The sequence below is a fragment of the Caulobacter sp. AP07 genome, from assembly GCF_000281955.1.
In the GTDB taxonomy this organism is placed as follows: Bacteria; Pseudomonadota; Alphaproteobacteria; order Caulobacterales; family Caulobacteraceae; genus Caulobacter.
The window spans coordinates 16,447-34,658 of record NZ_AKKF01000135.1 but is presented as its reverse complement, the minus strand read 5'-3'; the positions used below and the strand labels follow the sequence as shown (position 1 = coordinate 34,658).

The following is an 18,212-nucleotide window of genomic DNA, read 5'->3' as shown; positions in this document are numbered from 1 at the left end:
GGGGGGGGGGGTCAGCGCGGCGGCACCCCCTCCGGCCCTACGGGCCACCTCCCCCAGAGGGGGAGGATCAAGCCATCTCGTGCTTGTCGCTGAGACACTCGCCGATCGCGCGGGCGCAGCCCGGAAGGCCCAGGGCGCCGATGAACGACATGGCCACGGCGCAGACCAGCATCACGGGTTGGAAGAAACGCATGCGATATTCTCCACCGGCCAAATCACCTGCCAAAGCCACCTAGGGGGCGTCATCAACCCCAGATAAGGCTGAAGCTTGACGTTTGTTCCTGCCCCACATCGGAAAAGCTCAGCATGCGGCAGATTTGTCTCACCCGTATGTCAGTGGCCTAACGCATAGGCGACACGCGCCGCCTCCAGACAACCAAGCTTGGCATGAAGCGGCGACCAGTCGTCGGCCTGGGCGATCGGCGCCCACAGGGCCTCGACCTCGTCGATCAGCATCTCCTCGGGCTCGGACCGGGCGAAGACCGGGCTGTCCAGCCGCTCAGGGCGATCGGTCTCGAAGGCCGCGAACTGCCGGCGCAGGTCGAGGAAGGCGTCCTGGCCGTAGAGCTCGGCGCGCGGACCTGCCAGGGCGCGGGCCTCCGAGGCCCGGCCGCCGAACCAGTCGAAGAAGAACGGCTCCCAGCGCAGCGCCTCGCCGCCGGAAGCCAGGGCGGTGAACGCCGCCTGGACCAGGGCGATGTCGGCCTCGGGCGAGCGGCTCTTCAGGCCCAGTCGGTCGAGCATCGCCGCGCGCAGGGCGTCGCGATAGAGGTCGGAAAAGCCGTTGAGCGCCGCGATCAGTCCGGCGTCGTCGGTGACCAGGGCCAGGCAGCCGGCCAGCTGCTGCAGGTTCCAGAACACCGTCTCGGGCTGGCGGCCGAAACTGTAGAGCCCCGAATGGTCGAAATAGGCGGCGGTGAAGTTCGGATCGTTGCGCGGCAGGAACCGCCAGGGGCCGTAGTCGAAGCTCTCGCCGGTGACGACCATGTTGTCGGTGTTGAGCACGCCGTGCACGAAACCGGCCGCCATCCAGCGGGCGCACAATCGGGCGCTGGCGGCGACCACCTGCTCCAACAGCGCCTTCGGGCGGTCGGGTTCGTCGGCGACCTGAGGGAAATAGGTCTCGACCGCGTGGTCGACCAGCACGGTGATCAGGTCCGGGCGCTCGGCGAAGGCCTGACGCTGGAAGGTCCCGAACCGGATGTGGCTGTGCGACAGCCGGGTCAGCACCGCCGAACGCGTGGGGCTGGGCTCGTCGCCGCGCTGCAGGTCCTCGCCGGTCTCGACCAGCGAGAAGGCCCGCGAGGTCGGGACGCCCAGGGTCTCCAGCATGGTGGCCGCCAGGATCTCGCGCACCCCGCCCTTCAGGGTCAGCCGCCCGTCGCCGGCCCGCGACCACGGCGTCTGGCCCGAGCCCTTGGTGGCCAGGTCCAGGAGCCGCCCCCCTCGCTCCGAAGAGGAGCCGGTCTCGCGCAGCTGGGCGAACAGGAAGCCCCGCCCGTCGCCGAGGTCGGGGTTGTAGCTGCGGAACTGGTGGCCGTGATAGCGCATGGCCAGCGGCCCGGGCTGGTTGTCCGGCAGGGGCGCAAATCTCGCGAAATGGTTGAGCCACTCGGCGTCGCTCAGCCCCTCCAGCCCCACCGTGGCGGCGGCGCGGTCGTTGCGGAAGCGCAGGATCGTCTGGGGGAAGTCCGCCGGAAGCACGGGATCGGCGAAGTCGGGCCCCAGGCGCATGAAGATCGGATCGGGGCGATAGGCGGCGGAGATCGGCATTCTCCGGACATGAGCCGCCGCGCTTCTCGACGCAAGCCTGGAGGCGGCTTTCGGGGTCAGCGGAAGATCGGGGATGGTGGGCGACCATTGTCGCATCCGCGCAACAGATGTCCGCCAACCGTTAAGCCATAAGGTTTTTCCTTGCCGAGGTCACAGCACGGCCATAACCCTTGCATGTCAGTTCGAACGAACGTTCGGGTTAAGACCAAATCAAAAGGCGGGGGCGTTGCAAGCGTCCGCGTCATAAAACGAACCGAGGTAGGAAATGCGCTTCACTCAGGTGCTTTGCGGCACGGCGTCCGCCGTCGTGCTCGCCGGTCTGACCCCGCTGACGGCCCAGGCCCAGCAGACAGACATCCCCACCGTCGACAGCATCGTCGTCACCGCCCAAAAGCGTGAGCAGAACCTGCAGGACGTGCCGGTTGTGGTGACCGCGATCGGCGCCAAGCTGCTGCAAGACACCGGCGTCAAGGACATCAAGGATCTGACGATCCTGACCCCTGGCCTGACCGTGACCTCGACCTCGTCGGAAGCCTCGACCACCGCCCGTATCCGCGGCGTCGGCACGGTCGGCGACAACCCCGGCCTGGAAAGCTCGGTCGGCGTCGTGATCGACGGCGTCTACCGTCCGCGCAACGGCGTGTCGTTCGGCGACCTGGGCGAAATGGAACGCATCGAGGTCCTGAAGGGCCCGCAAGGCACGCTGTTCGGCAAGAACACCTCGGCCGGCGTCATCAACATCGTCACCAAGGAGCCGGAATTCGGCTTCGGCGCCACCGCCGAGGCGACGCTCGGCAACTTCAACGCCCACGGCGTCTCCGCCTCGGTCACCGGCCCGCTGTTCGGCACCGAGACCCTGGCCGCCCGCCTCTATGTCGCCGCCCGCGAGCGCGACGGCTACAACGACGTGATCACCGGCAAGGGCCCCAGCAAGCGCGACCAGGACGCCGACCAGGGCTTCTACACCGTGCGCGGCCAGCTGCTGTTCGTGCCGGACGACAAGTCGACCTTCAAGCTGATCGGCGACTACACCAGGCGCGATGAGAACTGCTGCGGCGCGGTGCAGATCCGCACCGGTCCGACCGCCGGCATCCTGGCTCTGGTCAACGGCGGAGCCGCCCTGGCCACGACCGCCGATCCCTATGCCCGCGTCGCCTATTCGAACCGCGGCGCGCCGTCCTCGATCGAGGACAAGGGCGTCTCGCTGGAAGGCAAGATCGACACGCCGTTCGGCGAGCTGACCTCGATCTCGGCCATCCGCCAGTGGCGCACCGACAACGGCCAGGACTCCGACTTCTCCACCGCCGACCTCGTCTATCGCAACAAGGACGGCACCAACTACAGCGAATTCACGACCTACACCCAGGAACTGCGCCTGGCGGGTCAGACCGACAAGTTCGACTGGCTGGTCGGCGCGTTCCTGGCCGATGAGCGACTGAAGACCGAAGCCAACTTCCTCTATGGCAACGACTATGAGCAGTATCTGGGCCGCTTGCTGTCGCGTTCGGCCGCCAACCCGGCCGGCGTTCCCAACTTCATCGCCGCGCTGCTGGGCCGCGCGCCCAACACCAGCTATGTCGGCGGCCAAGGCCTGCACGACCAGTACAAGCAACGCGCCACCACCGTCGCGCTGTTCACCAACGACACCTGGCACGTCACCGACGCCTTCGACATCACGGCGGGCCTGCGCTACACCTCCGAGGAGAAGACCCTCAACACCTATCAGACCACCAGCGACGGCGGCCTGGGTTGCCGCACCGCCCTGGGCCGGGCCGGAGCGATCGCCGGGATCGTCGGCGCGGCCAATGTCGGCACGGTGATCGCCAACCTCTGCCTGCCCTGGTCCAACCCGGCGTTCAACGGCCGCGGCACCACCCAGAACCGTTCGGACAAGGAATGGAGCGGCACCATCAAGGCGTCGTACCGCTTCTCGCCCGAGGTGTTCACCTACGCCTCGTTCGCGCGCGGCTACAAGGGCGGCGGCTACAACCTGGACCGCACCCAGTCGAGCGACGGTACGCAGGCCGGCACGGCGGTCGCCCTGCCGATCGTGCCGATCTTCGACACGTCGTTCCCGGCCGAATTCGTCGACAGCTACGAAATCGGCATGAAGAACACCCTGTTCAACCGCTCGGTCCTGCTGAACGTCACCGGCTTCTACCAGAAGTACACCGACTTCCAGCTGAACACCTTCCTGGGCACGTCGTTCGTGGTGCGCTCGATCCCGGAAGTGACCTCGCAGGGCATCGACGCCGACTTCCTGTGGTTCACGCCCGTGCGTGGCCTGGCGGTGCAGGCCGGCCTCACCTACGCCGACACCAAGTACGGCAAGCAGAAGATCCCCAACGATCCGGGCAACGCCCTGGCCCTGCTCCCGGGCAACCGCCTGTCGCTGGCGCCGAAATACTCGGCCTCGGCCTCGCTCACCTATGAGCATCCGGTCGGCGACAGCCTGAAGGCCCGCTTCAACATCGGCGGCAAGTACTCGTCGGCCTACAACACCGGTTCCGACCTGTTCCCGCCGAAGGTGCAGAAGGCCTTCACCGTGGCGAACGCCCGCGTGGGCATCGGCGCGGCGGACGACAAGTGGACCGTGGAACTGTGGGGCCAGAACCTGTTCGACCAGGAATACAAGCAGGTCGCCTTCAACGGCACCCTGCAGGGTTCGTCGGGCCTGGACGCCACGCACAACACCTATGACCCGACCCGTGACACCATCACCTACGACGCCTTCCTCGGCGCGCCGCGCACCTACGGCATGACCCTGCGTTCGAAGTTCTAGGCCACGACGACGACGGGCGGCGGTCAAACCGCCGCCCGTCTCAACGACCATCGGGAAGGGCGATCCGGGCGACCGGGTCGCCCTTTTCCGTTTTCGGCGGCTTTTATCGAATCCCGAACAGTCCCACCCTGCGGCGCGGGGGACTGTCTGCGGAGGCGCGACGCATGAAGACCATCAGGCTGCTCGGCGTCTGGATCTGCCTGCTGCTCGGCCTGGCGATCGCCAACCTGGCCCTGCGCACCCCCGCGCCGCTGCCCGCCAACGCTCCGGCCGACCAGTTCTCGGCCGGCCGCGCCATGGCCGACGTCCGCGCCATAGGCCGCAAGCCCCACCCGATCGGCTCGGCCGAGATCGTCCGGGTCCGCGACCACCTGCTGACCCGCATCAGCGGCCTGGGGCTGGAGGTGCTGGTGCGCCCCGGCGAGGGCGTGCGCGACGCCGCCAAGGGGTCGCGCGCCGTGTCGGTCGGCGCGGTGCAGAACATCGTCGCCACCCTGCCCGGAACCGACCGCGACGCCCCGGCCGTGCTGGTGATGAGCCACTACGACACCGTCCACAATTCGCCCGGCGCGGCCGACGACTCGGCCGGAGTCGCCGCCGCCCTGGAGATCGCCCGCGCCCTCAAGGCCGGCCCGCCCCTGGCCCGCGACGTCATCTTCCTGTTCACCGACGGCGAAGAGCCGGGCCTGCTGGGGGCCGAGGCCTTCTTCGCCCGCGATCCCCTGCGCCAGCACGTCGGCGTGGTGATCAACATGGAGGCGCGCGGCGACGCCGGCCGGGCCGCGATGTTCCAGACCGGAACCGAAAGCGGCGAGCTGATCCGCCTCTATGCCGGGGCCGCCCACCAGCCGACCGCCAACTCGCTGGCCGCCGCCGTCTACCAGCGGATGCCCAACGACACCGACTTCACCCACGCCCTGCGCGCCGGCCTGCCGGGTCTGAACTTCGCCTTCATCGACGACCAGCTGGCCTATCACACGCCCCTGGCCACGCCCGAGCACCTGAACCAGGGCAGCCTGCAGAACCTGGGCGACCAGGCCCTGCCGACCGTCCGCGCCCTGGCCGCCGGCGCGGCCCTGCCCGCCCGCTCGCCGGACGTGATCTATTCCGACGTCCTGGCCCTGGGCCTGGTGGCCTATCCGGTCAATGTCGGCTGGGCGATCCTGGCGGTGGCCGGCCTGCTGATCGTCTTCACCGACTACCGCGCCCTGCGCGGCCGCGCCGTCACGGTCGTGGAAATCCTGCGCGGGATCGCCGGCTTCCTGCTGCTGGCCAGCGCCGCGGTCCTGGCCCTGCACCTGGCCGGACGGCTGATCGGCATCGCCGACCAGCAGCGCTACTACACCGTGCTCGGCCAGTTCAACGCCCTGCTGCCGGGAGCCGGGATCCTGCTGATCGGGGTGTGCCTGAGCGTGCTGGTGCTGCAGGCCCGGGGGACGGGCCGGATCTGGGTGAGCGTCATCGCCGCCATGGCGGGCGGGGCCTGCAGCCTGGTCGGCGGCTTTGATCCGGTCGGCCTGGGCATGGCCGGCGCGGTGATCGTCCTGGCCTGGCTGAGCCTGGGCAAGGGCGTCGGGGTGTTCGGGGCCTGGCTGGGCGCCCTGCTGGTGGTGCTGGCCCTGGCGGTCGCCACCCAGGCGCTGCTGCCCGGCGGCTCGGTGATGCTGGCCTGGCCGCTGCTGGCCGCCAGCCTGGTCGCGGCGTTCGTCACCGCGGTGGGCGGCACGCGTGACCGGCGGGTGGCCTGGGCCCTGACCGCCGTGGTCTGCCTGGTCGCCATCCTGGTCGTCGCCCAGCTGGGCGCCTGGGGGGCCTGGACCTTCGCCGGCGTCGGCCTGATGGAACCGGCCGTGCTGGCGGTGTTCGCCGTCCTGGCCGCTCCCGCCCTGCTGCCGCTGGCCTTCGACTTCGCCGCCTATCGCTGGGCCCCGGTCTTCGCCGCCGTCGCCGGAGCGGCGGGCGCGGGCCTGCTGCTCTATGCCGGCGTGGCCGACGGCGGCCCCGGCCGTCCGCGCCTGGCCGAGGCCAGCCACCTGGCCGACCTGTCGACCGGGGCGGCCTGGCGCGTCTCGCCCCTGCCCCGCCTGGACCCCTGGTCGAAGGTGGTGCTGTCGGACTCCGACAAGACCCCGGTGCGGAAAGCCTATCCGCCGCTCTATCGCGAGCCGGTGTGGATGGCGCCAACCGCCGTGCTGCCGGTCGATCGGCCGGTGCTGACGATCGACCGGGCCGGCGACCGCCTGCTGATCCGCGCCGTGCCCTCCCTGGGCGCCGAGCTCCTGACCCTGCGCCTGCGCCCCAGCCTGGCCCTGGGCGAACCGCGCCTGAACGGCCGGCCGATCGCCCTGCCGACCATGGCCGGCCAGTGGTCCAGCCTGTCCTACCACGCCCCCGACCCCAACGGCGTCACCCTCAGCTTCACCGCCGCGGCGGCGGGCAAGGTCGAGGTGGCGGTGATCGAGATCCGCGACGGCTGGCCGCGCGGGTCCTCGGCCATCCCGGCCAAGCCGCCGGAGCTGATGGGCAGCGGCTATTCGGACAAGACGATCGTGCTGGACCGTGGAGCGCTGGCGTGGGGGAAGGCGGAGCCGGTCGAAAGCGACTAGAGCATTTTCGAGCGAAGTGGATACCGGTTCGCGTGAAGAAAATGCGCCAAAACAAAAGGCTAGAGCGCCCGGCCTGATGCAATCAGGTCGGGAAGCGCTCTAGATAGCCCGCCGTTTCCCGTGGCGACCATGGCCTGTCCGGCGGATCGCATCCGACGCGAAACGATCTTGCCGGGCTGGACACCGGGTGCGCCGCGCAAGGCGCCGGCCACGAGACGCCGCCTCACTCGCGTGACGTATCGTTTGACGCGACCCTAGCAATCCCACAACTTATGGAAAACCTCGTGACGTCAAGTCACCGTGGGGGCGAGCATGAGCTACGCGGTTTCGAATTTTCGCAAGCTGGCGGTGCAGTTCCCCAAGTTACTTTCGACGACCCTAAATCCTGCGATACCGCTGCTCCAGACCGTCGATGAGCTTATGGCGTCCAGTGAAAAGGTGACGCTTCCTGCTCGCTGGGTCCTCTGGACTCTCGACCGGTACCGGAACTCTCGGCCTTATCATGAGGCTGTCGTCAAAGGACGCAGCTTCGTGGATTTCGCGGGGAACGCCGTTCGACCGCCCACCACCGCGGAAATCGACGCCTCCGCCGAGGTGCTGGCGCGATACAGTATTGATGCCTGCATCGCCGCGCTGACGCCGTCGACGTCATCGACTCTGTCGGTCACGCAATGTGTGGAGATGCTGTATTTCGATCGTGAAGATCTCAAGCACCAGTCATCGCGGCTATCTCGCACCGGAAAGCACGACCGCGCGCGGGCTATTCGCCAGACCTGGCGCGCCATTGCCTTGGCGATCCACCAACATGATCCGACAGACGGCAGCGCCAACGCCCTGGCCTATGCCGAATATCATCTTAATATTTCCAACACCCTGTCATCCACGTTCTCATCGAAATTTGACGAGGCCCGTCAGTTCTCGCGTGACATGGCCAGTTCCGCCCGCAGCACGAGCACCTTCTTCACCAGCTTCTTTCCGAATTACTTCCATGACGAGACGGAAATGGTGAGCAACGACTCGCTCATCGACGCCATGGAATCGTTCATGTCCGAGAATTTCGACGACGCACACCAACACTTCCTACGATGGACACAGATAAATTCCGGAAGGTCGAATAACGGAAGCGCCCGGCACGACTCCAATATATTCAATCAAGCGCTGTGCTTGCAATTGTCGATAATATCGCAAGGCAATATGCCTGATTGGCGCGAGATCAACGCCTTACTTTCGAGCCCATCTCTAAACATATATCGGACGGCGAGAGCGCTGTGGGACCACACCGAGAAGGTCGTGGTGTTCAGCCGGGACATGGGATCCGCGGGGAACGCCGATAGCCTGAAGGAAGCCCTCTCCGAACTGGCCGCGTTTGGCCACCTCCTGTCGATAGATGCTCCGATTTCACCAAGAGATCGCTCGGCCAGCATAGAAGAAAAGATAAAACTCCCGGAAGTTGTCGATCTATATGACGAAGTAGCGGCTTCTCGTCAGTCCTGGGACATCATCGCCACTCATATGTTACGCATGCCTCTGATCATGAGGTGCGATTATGAGAAACTGAACTTCGATCGATCCATCAATGCAACCTGCTCGATGGATGGCGGATATAAAAACACCTCGGACCTCGAAAGTCTCAGCAACAGCAAATTATTGGATTACGCCGCCGCCGTGATGTCGACTGTCCACTCCGAAGAGATAATCCACCGGTGGAAGACGGCGTGGACCAAGAGTTCCCGACAGATCAGTCTGCGCGACGCGCCAGGCGCCCTTTCCGGGATTCGCGAATTCCACGCCGCGTTCCGGGCCACGCCGCATTTGGTCGAAGTCTTGGGCGCGCATGTCGAGCAAGTCCCCGGAAAGGTGAGAAAGGAAACCCTCGTGACGCTGAACCTCCGGCGTTGCTGGAAGGAAGCGCCGACCCATCTCCTGCTCGACAGGAAGACAAACCTCGCGGCGGGACAGCTGGCCTACATGCGGCCGCGATGGAACAGGAGTCTGAAGACAGGATATAATGGCGCTGACGAGCCTCTGCTCCCAAGTCGCGCGCCCGCTTGGATGGAGATCTTCGCCTCTTGGTCCGGCGGAAAGGGACCTGTCATCCCGGACCGCTTCTTGGACTGGGTACGGCAGTTCGATATCGAGAAGCAGGCGCTGGCCTTGAGACTGCTGACCAGTTTCAGATTTTACAATGACGACGATATTCGGGATCGCTGGGCGAGACTGTTCGCTCGAGACCTGCCTTATGAAGCCAAGTCTCCCGACGCGGTCCTGGTGCCCGCGGGGTCATTGACGAAAAGCGGAACCCACCACGCCTATCTCCTGAGGCAGGCCTTGTCGCGCCTGTCCCCGAGCGAGTGCGGCATCGATCCCAGCATCGCGTTCATGGAGGCGAGGCAGCTGATCGATGGGGACTCCCGCCCAGGTCCCATCGTCATATTCGACGACTTCATCGGGAGCGGCGATCAAATGGCGCGGTTCATCGCGAACCTGCACGCTAAGAACCCGAACCTGAAGGCGCGCAAGATATTCGTCATCGCCATCGTGGCCTTCGATGAGGCGATCAGGCGCCTGGAAAATCAGTTCGCCTCGCTGTCGGTCAAGGTGTTCGCCAGCGATCGGCTGCCCGAATCCGCCAGGGCCTTTCACGCGCGCAATCCGATCTGGGACTCCGACCAGGATCGGTCGCGCGCCCGGACGTGGGCAAGCCAACTGGGCCGTCAGCTTGTCGCCGGCGTCGAGGGCATGGAGTCCGAGCGCGACGCGCTCGGCTGGAAAGGCGGCGAAGCGCTGATCGCGTTTTCCTACAATACGCCCAACAACACCTTGCCGATCTTCTGGAGCCGCACGCGCTCCGGCGCGGCGTGGGCGCCGCTCTTCGAACGGTATGGCTGACCCGTGAGAACGACGAGGCGTCGCTTGATCGGCCGCGCCCGGGTGGGCGATCAGATCACGATCACGCCCTCCGGCGGCTCGCTCGCATAGAGCGCCGCCGCCAGCGACGCGCGGCGCTCCAGCGTCGCGCGCTGGTTCACATAGCCCTTGTCGGTGATCTCGCCGGCGTCGATCGACGGCGGCTCGGTCATGATCGCCACCCGGCCGACCCGGCGCGACGAGCCGCCGGCCGCAGCGTTGAAGGCCCCGATCCGGTCGCGCAGGATCACGCCCAGCTTGTCCAGCGGCGTGCCCGGCTCCGGATCGGCGACCAGGGCCGCCAGGCCGGCCGGCGAGGGCCACAGCATCGCGCCGATATAGGGCTTGTCCTGGCCGGCGATCACCGCGTCGTGGACATAGGGGCTGCAGGCGGCCACCAGGTCGGGGCGCAGCACCCCGACGCTGACCCAGGTGCCGCTGTCCAGCTTGAAGTCCTCGGTCACCCGGCCGTCGAACACCAGGCCCCTGGACGGGTCCTGCGGATCGACGAACCGCGCCGCGTCGCCCAGGCGGTAGAAGCCCTCCTCGTCGAAGGCGGCCGCCGTCTTCTCCGGGTCCTTGTGGTAGCCGGACGCCACGGTCGGCCCCTTGACCCGCACCTCGTACTTCGAACCCGAAGGGGCCAGCTTCAGGGCGATGCCCGGCAGCGGCAGACCGACCAGCCCGACCCGCTCGGTGATCCAGTGAACCACGGTCACCCCTTGCGTCTCGGTGGCCCCGTACATGGTGGTCAGCGGCACGCGGTGGCCGGTCTCGGCCACGGCCAGGGCCTGCATCCGCCTGTAGACGTCGTCCGACAGGGTGGCGCCGCCATAGGCCATGTACTTCAGCTTCCTGAAGAACGCCTTGCGCAGCGCCGGGTCGTTCTCCATCGCCCCGGCCAGCATCGAGAAGGCGATCGGGGCCGAGCCGAAGACGATCGGCGAGACCTCGTAGAGGTTCTTGATCGTGGTCTCGAACATCCCCGGCAGCGGCTTGCCCTCGTCGATCCACAGGGTGCCGCCGTTCCAGATCACCGCATTGAAGCCGATGTTGCCGGCCGAGATATGGCTCCACGGCATCCATTCCAGACTGTCGGGGATCTCGTCGTCGCGCAGGTCGTCCCGCAGGCCCTCCTGGCCGGCGATGACGCCCGCCATCATGCCGTGGGTCTGGGGCACGCCCTTGGGCATGCCGGTCGAGCCGGAGGTGAACAGGTACTTGGCGACGGTGGCCGGCGTCAGGGTCTCGCGCTTGGCGGCGACGTCGACCGGAACCGTGGCGGCGACCGCGTCGAAGGGATGCGCCCCCTCGCCTGTCCCGTCGGCGGTGACCAGCAGCAGGCCCGGATCGATGGCCTTCAGCGTGGCGATCGCCTTCTCGAACAGGTCGCCGGACTGGGCGAAGACCACGCGCGGCGCGACCTTGTCGAAACAGTGCCTGAGCTTGCCGTGGTCGGCCGACATCAGGCTGTAGGCCGGGCTGACCGGGGCGGCCGGGACGCCGGCCCCGTAGGCCCCCAGGGTCATCAGGGCGTGTTCGATGGAATTGCCCGACAGGATCATCACGCTGTGGTCGGCGGTGACGCCCTGGTCCAGCAGCCACTGGGCGATCCCCTCGACCGCCCGCTGGGCCTGGCTGTAGGTCGCCTGGCGCCAGGGCCCGTGGCCGGGTTCGCGCTGCTTCAGATAGGGCCGGTCCGGGTGCGCCGCGGCCCTCTGCGCCAGCAGGTGGCTGATCGTCCGCGGCCCGTCGCCGGGCGGGTGGTTGGAGGTGATGACGATGCTGCCGTCGGCCCGCCGGTCGACAGTGACGTCCGGCCCCTTCATCGCCAGCGGCTTGAACGGCGCCGTGCTCGGGTCGCGCGCGGTCACAGGGCTGTCGACGCCGTCCATGTCGTTCTCTCCCGGTAGGTTATCGTTGTTTATCTGCACCGTAGCGCCTGTCGGCGGCGCGTAAAGCAAAACGGTCGTTCGAGGGCGGAATCCTTCTCCCCTTGCGGGAGAAGGTGGCCTCCGAAGGAGGTCGGATGAGGGGTCTCTCAAACACCAAACGAAGAAGGGGCCGCACGGCTTTCGCCTGTGCGACCCCTCATCCGTCAGCTTCGCTGACACCTTCTCCCGCAAGGGGAGAAGGACCGTTCCCTATTCCGCCGCCTGCTTGGCCGAGTAGCCGAGGATGGCCTTGGTCTCGAGGAACTCGCCGAAGGCGTGGTCGCCCCATTCGCGGCCATTGCCGCTCATCTTGTAGCCGCCGAACGGGGCCATCAGGTCGGGGCTGGCGCCGTTCAGATTGACCTGGCCGGCCCGCAGCTTCGAGGCCACGGCGCGGACTTCCGACGCGTCGTTGCCCGACACATAGGCGGCCAGGCCGTACTCGGTGTCGTTGCCGATCTCGACCGCCTGGTCGACGCCGTCATAGCCGAGGATGGCCAGCACCGGGCCGAAGATCTCTTCCTTGGCGATGCTCATGGTCGGGGTGACATTGGCGAACACCGTCGGCTTGACGTAGTAGCCGACCTCCAGGCCCTCGGGCTTGCCGGGACCGCCCGAGACCAGGGTCGCGCCCTCGTCGACGCCCTTCTGGATAAGGCCCTGGATCTTGTTCCACTGCACCTCGGAGACCACCGGGCCCAGCTTGGAATTGCCGTTCGGGTCGCCCACCGTGTGGGCGTCGGCGGCGGCCTTGGCGATGGCGATGACCTCGTCCATGCGCTTTTGCGGCACCAGCATCCGGGTCGGGGCGTTGCACGACTGGCCCGAGTTCATCATCACCGAGGCCACGCCGCCGCCGACCGCCTTCTGGTAGTCGGCGTCGTCGAGGATGATGTTGGGGCTCTTGCCGCCCAGCTCCTGGTGGACGCGCTTGACGGTCGGGGCGGCGTTCTTGGCCACCTCGATGCCGGCCCGGGTCGAGCCGGTGAACGACACCATGTCGACCTCGGGATGCGAGCTCAGCGCGGCGCCGACGGTCGGGCCGTCGCCGTTGACCAGGTTGTAGACGCCGGCCGGCACGCCGGCGGCCGCCAGGATCTCGGTCCACACCCAGGCCGAGAACGGCGCGATTTCCGAGGGCTTGAGCACCATGGTGCAGCCGGTGGCGAGGGCGGGCGCCACCTTGCAGGCGATCTGGTTGATCGGCCAGTTCCACGGGGTGATGAAGGCGCAGACGCCGATCGGCTCCTTGACCAGCCGGGTCGTCCCGCGGTCTTCCTCGAACTTGTAGTCCTTCAGCACCTGCAGGGCGGTCTGGACGTGGGCGATGCCCATGGCCGCCTGGGCGCGCTGGGCCAGCCACGACGGGGCGCCCATTTCCTCAGTGATGGCCTTGGCCATGTCCTCGAAGCGCTTCTGGTATTCGGCGATGATCCGCTCGAGCAGGTCGACGCGCTCTTCGCGGCTGGTCCGGGAGAAGGCGGGGAAGGCCTTGCGGGCGGCGCGGACGGCCAGGTCGACGTCCTCGACCGTGCCCAGGGTCACCCGGCCGGCGACGGCCTCGGTGGCCGGGTTGATGACGTCGACGGTCTTGGAGCCCTTGGGTTCGACCCACTGGCCGTCGATGTAGAACTTCAGGTAGTCGCGCATGTCGTCATCCTCCTGGCTCGGGCCGCTCTCATCTGGGGAGACGGCGGACCTCGTTCAAACATCCATTTTAATGATCGTTGATCACTAGGGAAGGCGTCATCTGACGCCTCACCACATCGGATCGATGTCGGCCCCCTGGAACAACTCGGCGATCCGCTTGCGATTGCCCGGCGTGACGTCGTCCGGCAGGGCGTCGGGGGCGAACCAGCCGACCTCGTGGATCTCGCCCTGGGCGCTGGCCGCGCAGGGCTCCCAGGCCTCGACGCGATAGACCAGCACGTGGTCGCCCTTGTGGTGCGGCTCGTTGCTGTGGATCGACACCAGGCGGACCGGGCCGGTCACCCGCACGCCCGCCTCCTCCTGCAGTTCGCGAAACAGGGCCTGCTGGGCGGTCTCGCGCCGCTCGACCCCGCCGCCGGGCAGGTACCAGCCGTGCATGTAGGTGTGCTGCACCATCAGCACCCGGCCCTCGGCGTCGGTGACCACGCCGCGCACCCCCAGGGTCAGGCCCCGCTTGAGCCGGAACGCCATGTGGATCAGCGGTCGAAGGGTCGGTTCGATGCGACGCAGCCAGAGCATGGGCGACCTTAGCGCGTCCCGCGCGCGTGGCCAGCCTTGCGATCGCGGCCGCGCGCCGCTAAAGCCGCATCATCTTCAGTCTGACAACGGACCCGCGCCCATGCTCGCGATCGGCATCATCGCCATCTTCCTCGGCGTCAACCTCGCCCTCAACAAGATCGAATTCGGTCGTTTCGACTAAGGCCATGACCTCGCGCGGCGCGGCCCTGGTCACTGGCGCCGGTCGCCGGATCGGCCGCGCCCTGGCCCTGGAGGCCGCGCGGGCCGGTTTCGACGTCGCGGTGCACTACCGCACGGCCAAGGCCGACGCCCAGGCCGTCGCCGACGAGATCGCCGCCCTGGGCCGGCGGGCCGTCATCCTCGACGCCGAACTGACCGACGAGGGCCAGGCCGCCGGCCTGGTCGCCCGCGCCGCCCAGGCGCTGGGTCCCCTCGGACTGCTGGTCAACAGCGCCTCGACCTTCGAGGACGACCGCCTGGCCACCGCCGACCGCGCCAGCTGGGACGCCCACCTGGACGCCAACCTGCGGGCGCCGATCGTGCTGACCCAGGCCTTCGCCGCCGCCCTGCCGACCGAAATTCCCGGCCATATCGTCAATATCGTCGACCAGCGGGTGCTGCGTCCCAACCCGCTGTTCTTCAGCTACAGCCTGTCGAAAGCCGCCCTGTGGTGGGCCACCCAGACCATGGCCCAGGACCTGGCGCCGCGCGTCCGCGTCAACGCCATCGGGCCCGGACCGGTGCTGGCCTCGGTGCACCAGGCCCCCGGCGAATTCGAGCGCGAGGCGGCCGCCACCCCGCTGCAACGGGCCGTTTCGCTCGACGAGCTGGCCGCCGCCCTGCGCTACCTCATTGACGCGACCTCGGTCACGGGCCAGATGATCGCGGTCGACGCGGGTCAGCATCTGGGCTGGCGCACGCCAGACATCATCGGTTCCTGAAGGTCTCGCCGTGTCCGTCCAGCCCCTGAAAAACGCTCCGAACGACGCAGCCAGGCCCAATCCAGCCCGGGTGATCGTCACCAAGGTCTTCGTGCGCGGCCTGAAGGTCGAGGCCTGGATCGGCGTCTACGACCACGAACACGGCCGCCAGCAGCCCCTGGTCATCGACGTCGAGCTCGACATCGCCGCCAGCCACTGCGAGCAGCTGGGCGACACCGTCAATTACGAGACCATCCTGCAGGCCGCTCAGGCCATCGCCGCCGAGGGCCATATCGACCTGGTCGAGACCTTCGCCGAGCGCCTGGCCCAGGCGTCGTTCGCCGACGGCCGCGTCACCCGCGCCCGAGTGCGGGTCGAAAAGCCCCTGGCCCTGGCCCCCCACGCCGCCGCGGCCGGGGTGGAAATCACCGCCGTCCGGGGGTGACCGCCCTCTCCTACAGCGCCCGCCTCGCCCCCTTCCAGCCGGAGACGGTGTGGACCCTGGAAGGCGCGGAGCTGGTCGAGCGCCGAGGTCCGCGCGAGCGGCGCTTTCCCCTGAACGCCCTGACCGCCTTTCGCCTGGCCAAGCCACGCGACGGCCGCCGCCGGCGGGTGCTGACCCTGGCGTTCGGCCGCCGCAAGACCATCCTGACCGCCCAGAGCTATGTCGGCCCCGGCCGGTTCGAGGACCGACTGGCCGGCTTCTCGCTGTTCGCCCGCGCCGTGGCCGGCGCCGGCGCCGACCTGGCGCCCCGGGCCCGCTTCGAACTGGCCGGGGTGATGGCGGCGCGCGAGGGCCTGACCTGGGTCATGGGCCTGCTGGCGCTGGGCACGCTGGTGATGCTGCTGCTGGCCTTCAGCCCCGGCATGACCGGCATGGCGATCGCCATCGCCGCGCGCATGGCCTTCGTGCTGATCCTGCTGGCCGCCATCACCCCGTGGCTGGGACGCGGCGAGGGGCTGGACCCGCACGCGTTGCCGGACGAATTGCTGCCGGCAAGCTGATCCTTTTCCCGCAAGGGGAGAAGGAAGGGTGGCCGCGCCCACGCCGCCTTACACGACCTTCATTTGCGTTCGGGGCCAATATTGGCGAGCATCGTTCCATGAACCAGACCGATCCCGCCGTTCCGCCCGCCCTGCAGGACGACAAGACCATGCCGCTGGTGGTCTACGCCCTCTATCTGCTGGGCCTGCTGTCGGTCGGCGCGACCGCCGTGGTCGGGGTGATCCTGGCCTATGTCAGCAAGGCCGCCGCGCCCGAGTGGATGCAGAGCCACTACGTCTTCCAGATCCGCACCTTCTGGCTGTGGCTGCTGTTCACGGTGATCGGCGGAGTGCTGAGCGTGGTCGGGATCGGCTTCGTCATTCTCGCCGCCGTCTGGGTGTGGACCGCGGTGCGCTGCATCCTGGGCCTGTCCTGGCTGCTCAAGGGCCAGGCCTATCCGACGCCCCGCAACTGGATGATCTGACCATGACCGACGTGACCCAGACCCCAAGCCCTTCGGAACGGGCCGACGAGGACAAGGTCCTGCCGATCGTGGTCTACGCCCTGTATCTGCTGGGCTTCACCAACGGCCTGACCTTCCTGGTCGGGCTGATCGTCGCCTACGTCAATCGCGACGACGCCGGGCCGATCAACGCCAGCCACTACACCTTCGCCATCCGCACCTTCTGGCTGTCGATCTGGTGGTTCCTGGGCGGGCTGGCCCTGGTCCTGGTCGGACTGGTCCTGGCGGTGCTGCTGATCGGCTTTCCGATGATGATCGCCGGCGGCCTGATCCTCAGCCTGATCAGCGTCTGGTTCGTCGTTCGAACGATCCTCGGCCTGGTCTATCTGCTCAGGGGCGAGGCCTATCCCCGCCCCCTGACCTGGCTGATTTAGAGGCGCCGCGCGCCCCTGGCGCCCATTACGGCGCAGCTTGCGCGCCGGTCTTCCCCTGGCGGTTGAGACGGCTCGACGCGGCGACGGCGCTGGGATCACGTGCCGCTCCTTACGAACGCGGTCATGGAGGGGGCGACATGATGGCTCGGCTCGTGGGGATCATCCTCGGGGTGATCCTGGCGACATCGGGGTACGTCATCGCGGGTCTGGGCGTCCTGGGGGGCTGGGCGCAAGACCTCGATCTCGGACCTTTCGAGCCACACCGGCCGTTCGTGGGCTGGGCGGCGGCGATCACGGGGGCTTTGCTGCTCGTCGCCGCCCTGACCCCACGGCCGAGGCGCAAGCCGCGTCGCAAGACCGTGATGGTCGACCTGGGCGAACCGTTGGCGGCGGCGGTCGTCGCCGTCGAGACCCCGCCCGAAGCCGAACCCGTCATGACGCCGGTCGTCCTGGTCGAACCGGAGCCGGCCCCGGTCGCCGCCGCGCCGGAACCGCCGCCGACGCCCGTCGAAACCTTCGCCGAGCTCCGCGCCAAGCTGGTCGAACTCAGCCGCACCGAGACCTGGCCCGAGGCGGCGCGGGTGCTGACCCGCCTGCTGCGCGTGGCCGGCGACGACCACGAGAAGGCCCTGGCCCACCGCGACCTGGGCGACTTCGCCCGCGCCCAGGGACGGCTGGACGAGGCGGCCGAAGCCTATGAGGACGCGGTCGGCTATGCTCGCGCCGTCCGGGCCGCTCGACCGGATGATGCTTCCGTCGACGACCTGCTGGCCGGCGCCCTGGCCGGGGTCGGCGACGTGGCCGAGATCGAGGGCCGGCTGAACGAGGCCCTGTCGGCCTTCGAGGAATCCCTGGCCCTGCGCCGCTCGCACGGCGGCCGCGAGGCGGCCGACCCCGGCGCGCGGCGGGCCCTGTCGATCACGCTGGAGCGCCTGGCCGACCTGCGCGAGGACCGTGGCCACCGGATGCGGGCGCTGGACCTGTACCGCGAGAGCTATGACGTGGCCGCGAGGCTGGCGGCCGCCGACCCGGCCCGGTTCGGCGCGGACCTGGCCTCGACGCGAGCCCGGCTGGCGGAGCTTGAGGCGAAGGTGGCGGGGTAATTTGAACCCTCTCCCTCTGGGAGAGGGTTCCGCTCCGGACACAAAAAATCCCGGAGCGGCCAAACCGCTCCGGGAT

At 68.1% G+C, this 18,212-nt stretch carries 15 protein-coding genes; 10 read left to right on the top strand and 5 right to left on the bottom strand.

Translation table 11 applies throughout. From position 1 onward, the window contains the following. Positions 1-67: 67 nt before the first annotated feature. Together PMI01_RS26685 and PMI01_RS09795 are read right to left on the bottom strand one after the other, a co-directional pair. Positions 68-193 (bottom strand): hypothetical protein, encoded by a 126-nt coding sequence (locus PMI01_RS26685; RefSeq protein WP_007667460.1) that lies wholly within the window; start codon positions 191-193, stop codon positions 68-70. Between the two features lie 140 nt (positions 194-333). Beyond that, positions 334-1,773, bottom strand: a complete 1,440-nt coding sequence (locus tag PMI01_RS09795) for a protein adenylyltransferase SelO (RefSeq protein ID WP_007667458.1) — start codon at positions 1,771-1,773, stop codon at positions 334-336. A gap of 265 nt (positions 1,774-2,038) precedes the next feature. On the opposite strand from PMI01_RS09795, the gene PMI01_RS09790 reads away from it, so the two are divergent. The 3 genes from PMI01_RS09790 (at position 2,039) to PMI01_RS09780 (ending at position 10,050) form a co-directional block, all read left to right on the top strand. Further along, on the top strand, positions 2,039-4,555 hold the full coding sequence (locus tag PMI01_RS09790; RefSeq protein WP_007667456.1) for a TonB-dependent receptor: 2,517 nt from the start codon (positions 2,039-2,041) through the stop codon (positions 4,553-4,555). Positions 4,556-4,719: 164 nt separating this feature from the next. Next, positions 4,720-7,161 carry a M20/M25/M40 family metallo-hydrolase gene (locus tag PMI01_RS09785; RefSeq protein WP_007667454.1) on the top strand — a complete coding sequence of 814 codons (2,442 nt, stop codon included), beginning with the start codon at positions 4,720-4,722 and terminating at the stop codon, positions 7,159-7,161. 312 nt (positions 7,162-7,473) lie between these two features. Next, a complete protein-coding gene (locus PMI01_RS09780) occupies positions 7,474-10,050 on the top strand; it encodes a phosphoribosyltransferase (protein ID WP_007667453.1) in 2,577 nt (858 codons plus the stop codon). 50 nt (positions 10,051-10,100) lie between these two features. On the opposite strand, the gene PMI01_RS09775 is transcribed toward PMI01_RS09780, so the two are convergent. From PMI01_RS09775 to PMI01_RS09765, 3 genes are all read right to left on the bottom strand, one after another. Further along, a complete protein-coding gene (locus PMI01_RS09775) occupies positions 10,101-11,963 on the bottom strand; it encodes an AMP-binding protein (RefSeq protein WP_007667451.1) in 1,863 nt (620 codons plus the stop codon). A gap of 249 nt (positions 11,964-12,212) precedes the next feature. Continuing rightward, positions 12,213-13,652 carry an aldehyde dehydrogenase family protein gene (locus PMI01_RS09770; protein ID WP_007667449.1) on the bottom strand — a complete coding sequence of 480 codons (1,440 nt, stop codon included), beginning with the start codon at positions 13,650-13,652 and terminating at the stop codon, positions 12,213-12,215. Between the two features lie 108 nt (positions 13,653-13,760). Next, positions 13,761-14,231, bottom strand: coding sequence for an NUDIX domain-containing protein (locus PMI01_RS09765; RefSeq protein ID WP_007667447.1), 471 nt, complete (start codon positions 14,229-14,231; stop codon positions 13,761-13,763). On the opposite strand from PMI01_RS09765, the gene PMI01_RS27055 reads away from it, so the two are divergent. From PMI01_RS27055 to PMI01_RS09735, 7 genes are all read left to right on the top strand, one after another. Next, a complete protein-coding gene (locus PMI01_RS27055; protein WP_157223726.1) occupies positions 14,230-14,412 on the top strand; it encodes a hypothetical protein in 183 nt (60 codons plus the stop codon). The two genes, PMI01_RS09765 and PMI01_RS27055, sit on opposite strands and share 2 nt — an antisense overlap. Before the next feature lie 4 nt (positions 14,413-14,416). Continuing rightward, positions 14,417-15,172, top strand: coding sequence for an SDR family oxidoreductase (locus PMI01_RS09760; protein ID WP_007667445.1), 756 nt, complete (start codon positions 14,417-14,419; stop codon positions 15,170-15,172). Positions 15,173-15,197: 25 nt separating this feature from the next. Continuing rightward, entirely contained in the window at positions 15,198-15,596 is a 399-nt protein-coding gene (gene folB / locus PMI01_RS09755; protein ID WP_085954855.1) for a dihydroneopterin aldolase, read from the top strand. Continuing rightward, positions 15,593-16,156, top strand: a complete 564-nt coding sequence (locus PMI01_RS09750; protein ID WP_007667442.1) for a hypothetical protein — start codon at positions 15,593-15,595, stop codon at positions 16,154-16,156. Before folB ends, PMI01_RS09750 begins: the two co-directional genes overlap by 4 nt. A gap of 98 nt (positions 16,157-16,254) precedes the next feature. Then, positions 16,255-16,620 carry a DUF4870 family protein gene (locus PMI01_RS09745; RefSeq protein ID WP_007667439.1) on the top strand — a complete coding sequence of 122 codons (366 nt, stop codon included), beginning with the start codon at positions 16,255-16,257 and terminating at the stop codon, positions 16,618-16,620. Between the two features lie 2 nt (positions 16,621-16,622). Beyond that, a complete protein-coding gene (locus PMI01_RS09740) occupies positions 16,623-17,033 on the top strand; it encodes a DUF4870 family protein (protein ID WP_007667438.1) in 411 nt (136 codons plus the stop codon). Positions 17,034-17,170: 137 nt separating this feature from the next. Continuing rightward, entirely contained in the window at positions 17,171-18,136 is a 966-nt protein-coding gene (locus PMI01_RS09735; protein WP_007667436.1) for a tetratricopeptide repeat protein, read from the top strand. Positions 18,137-18,212 lie beyond the last annotated feature (76 nt).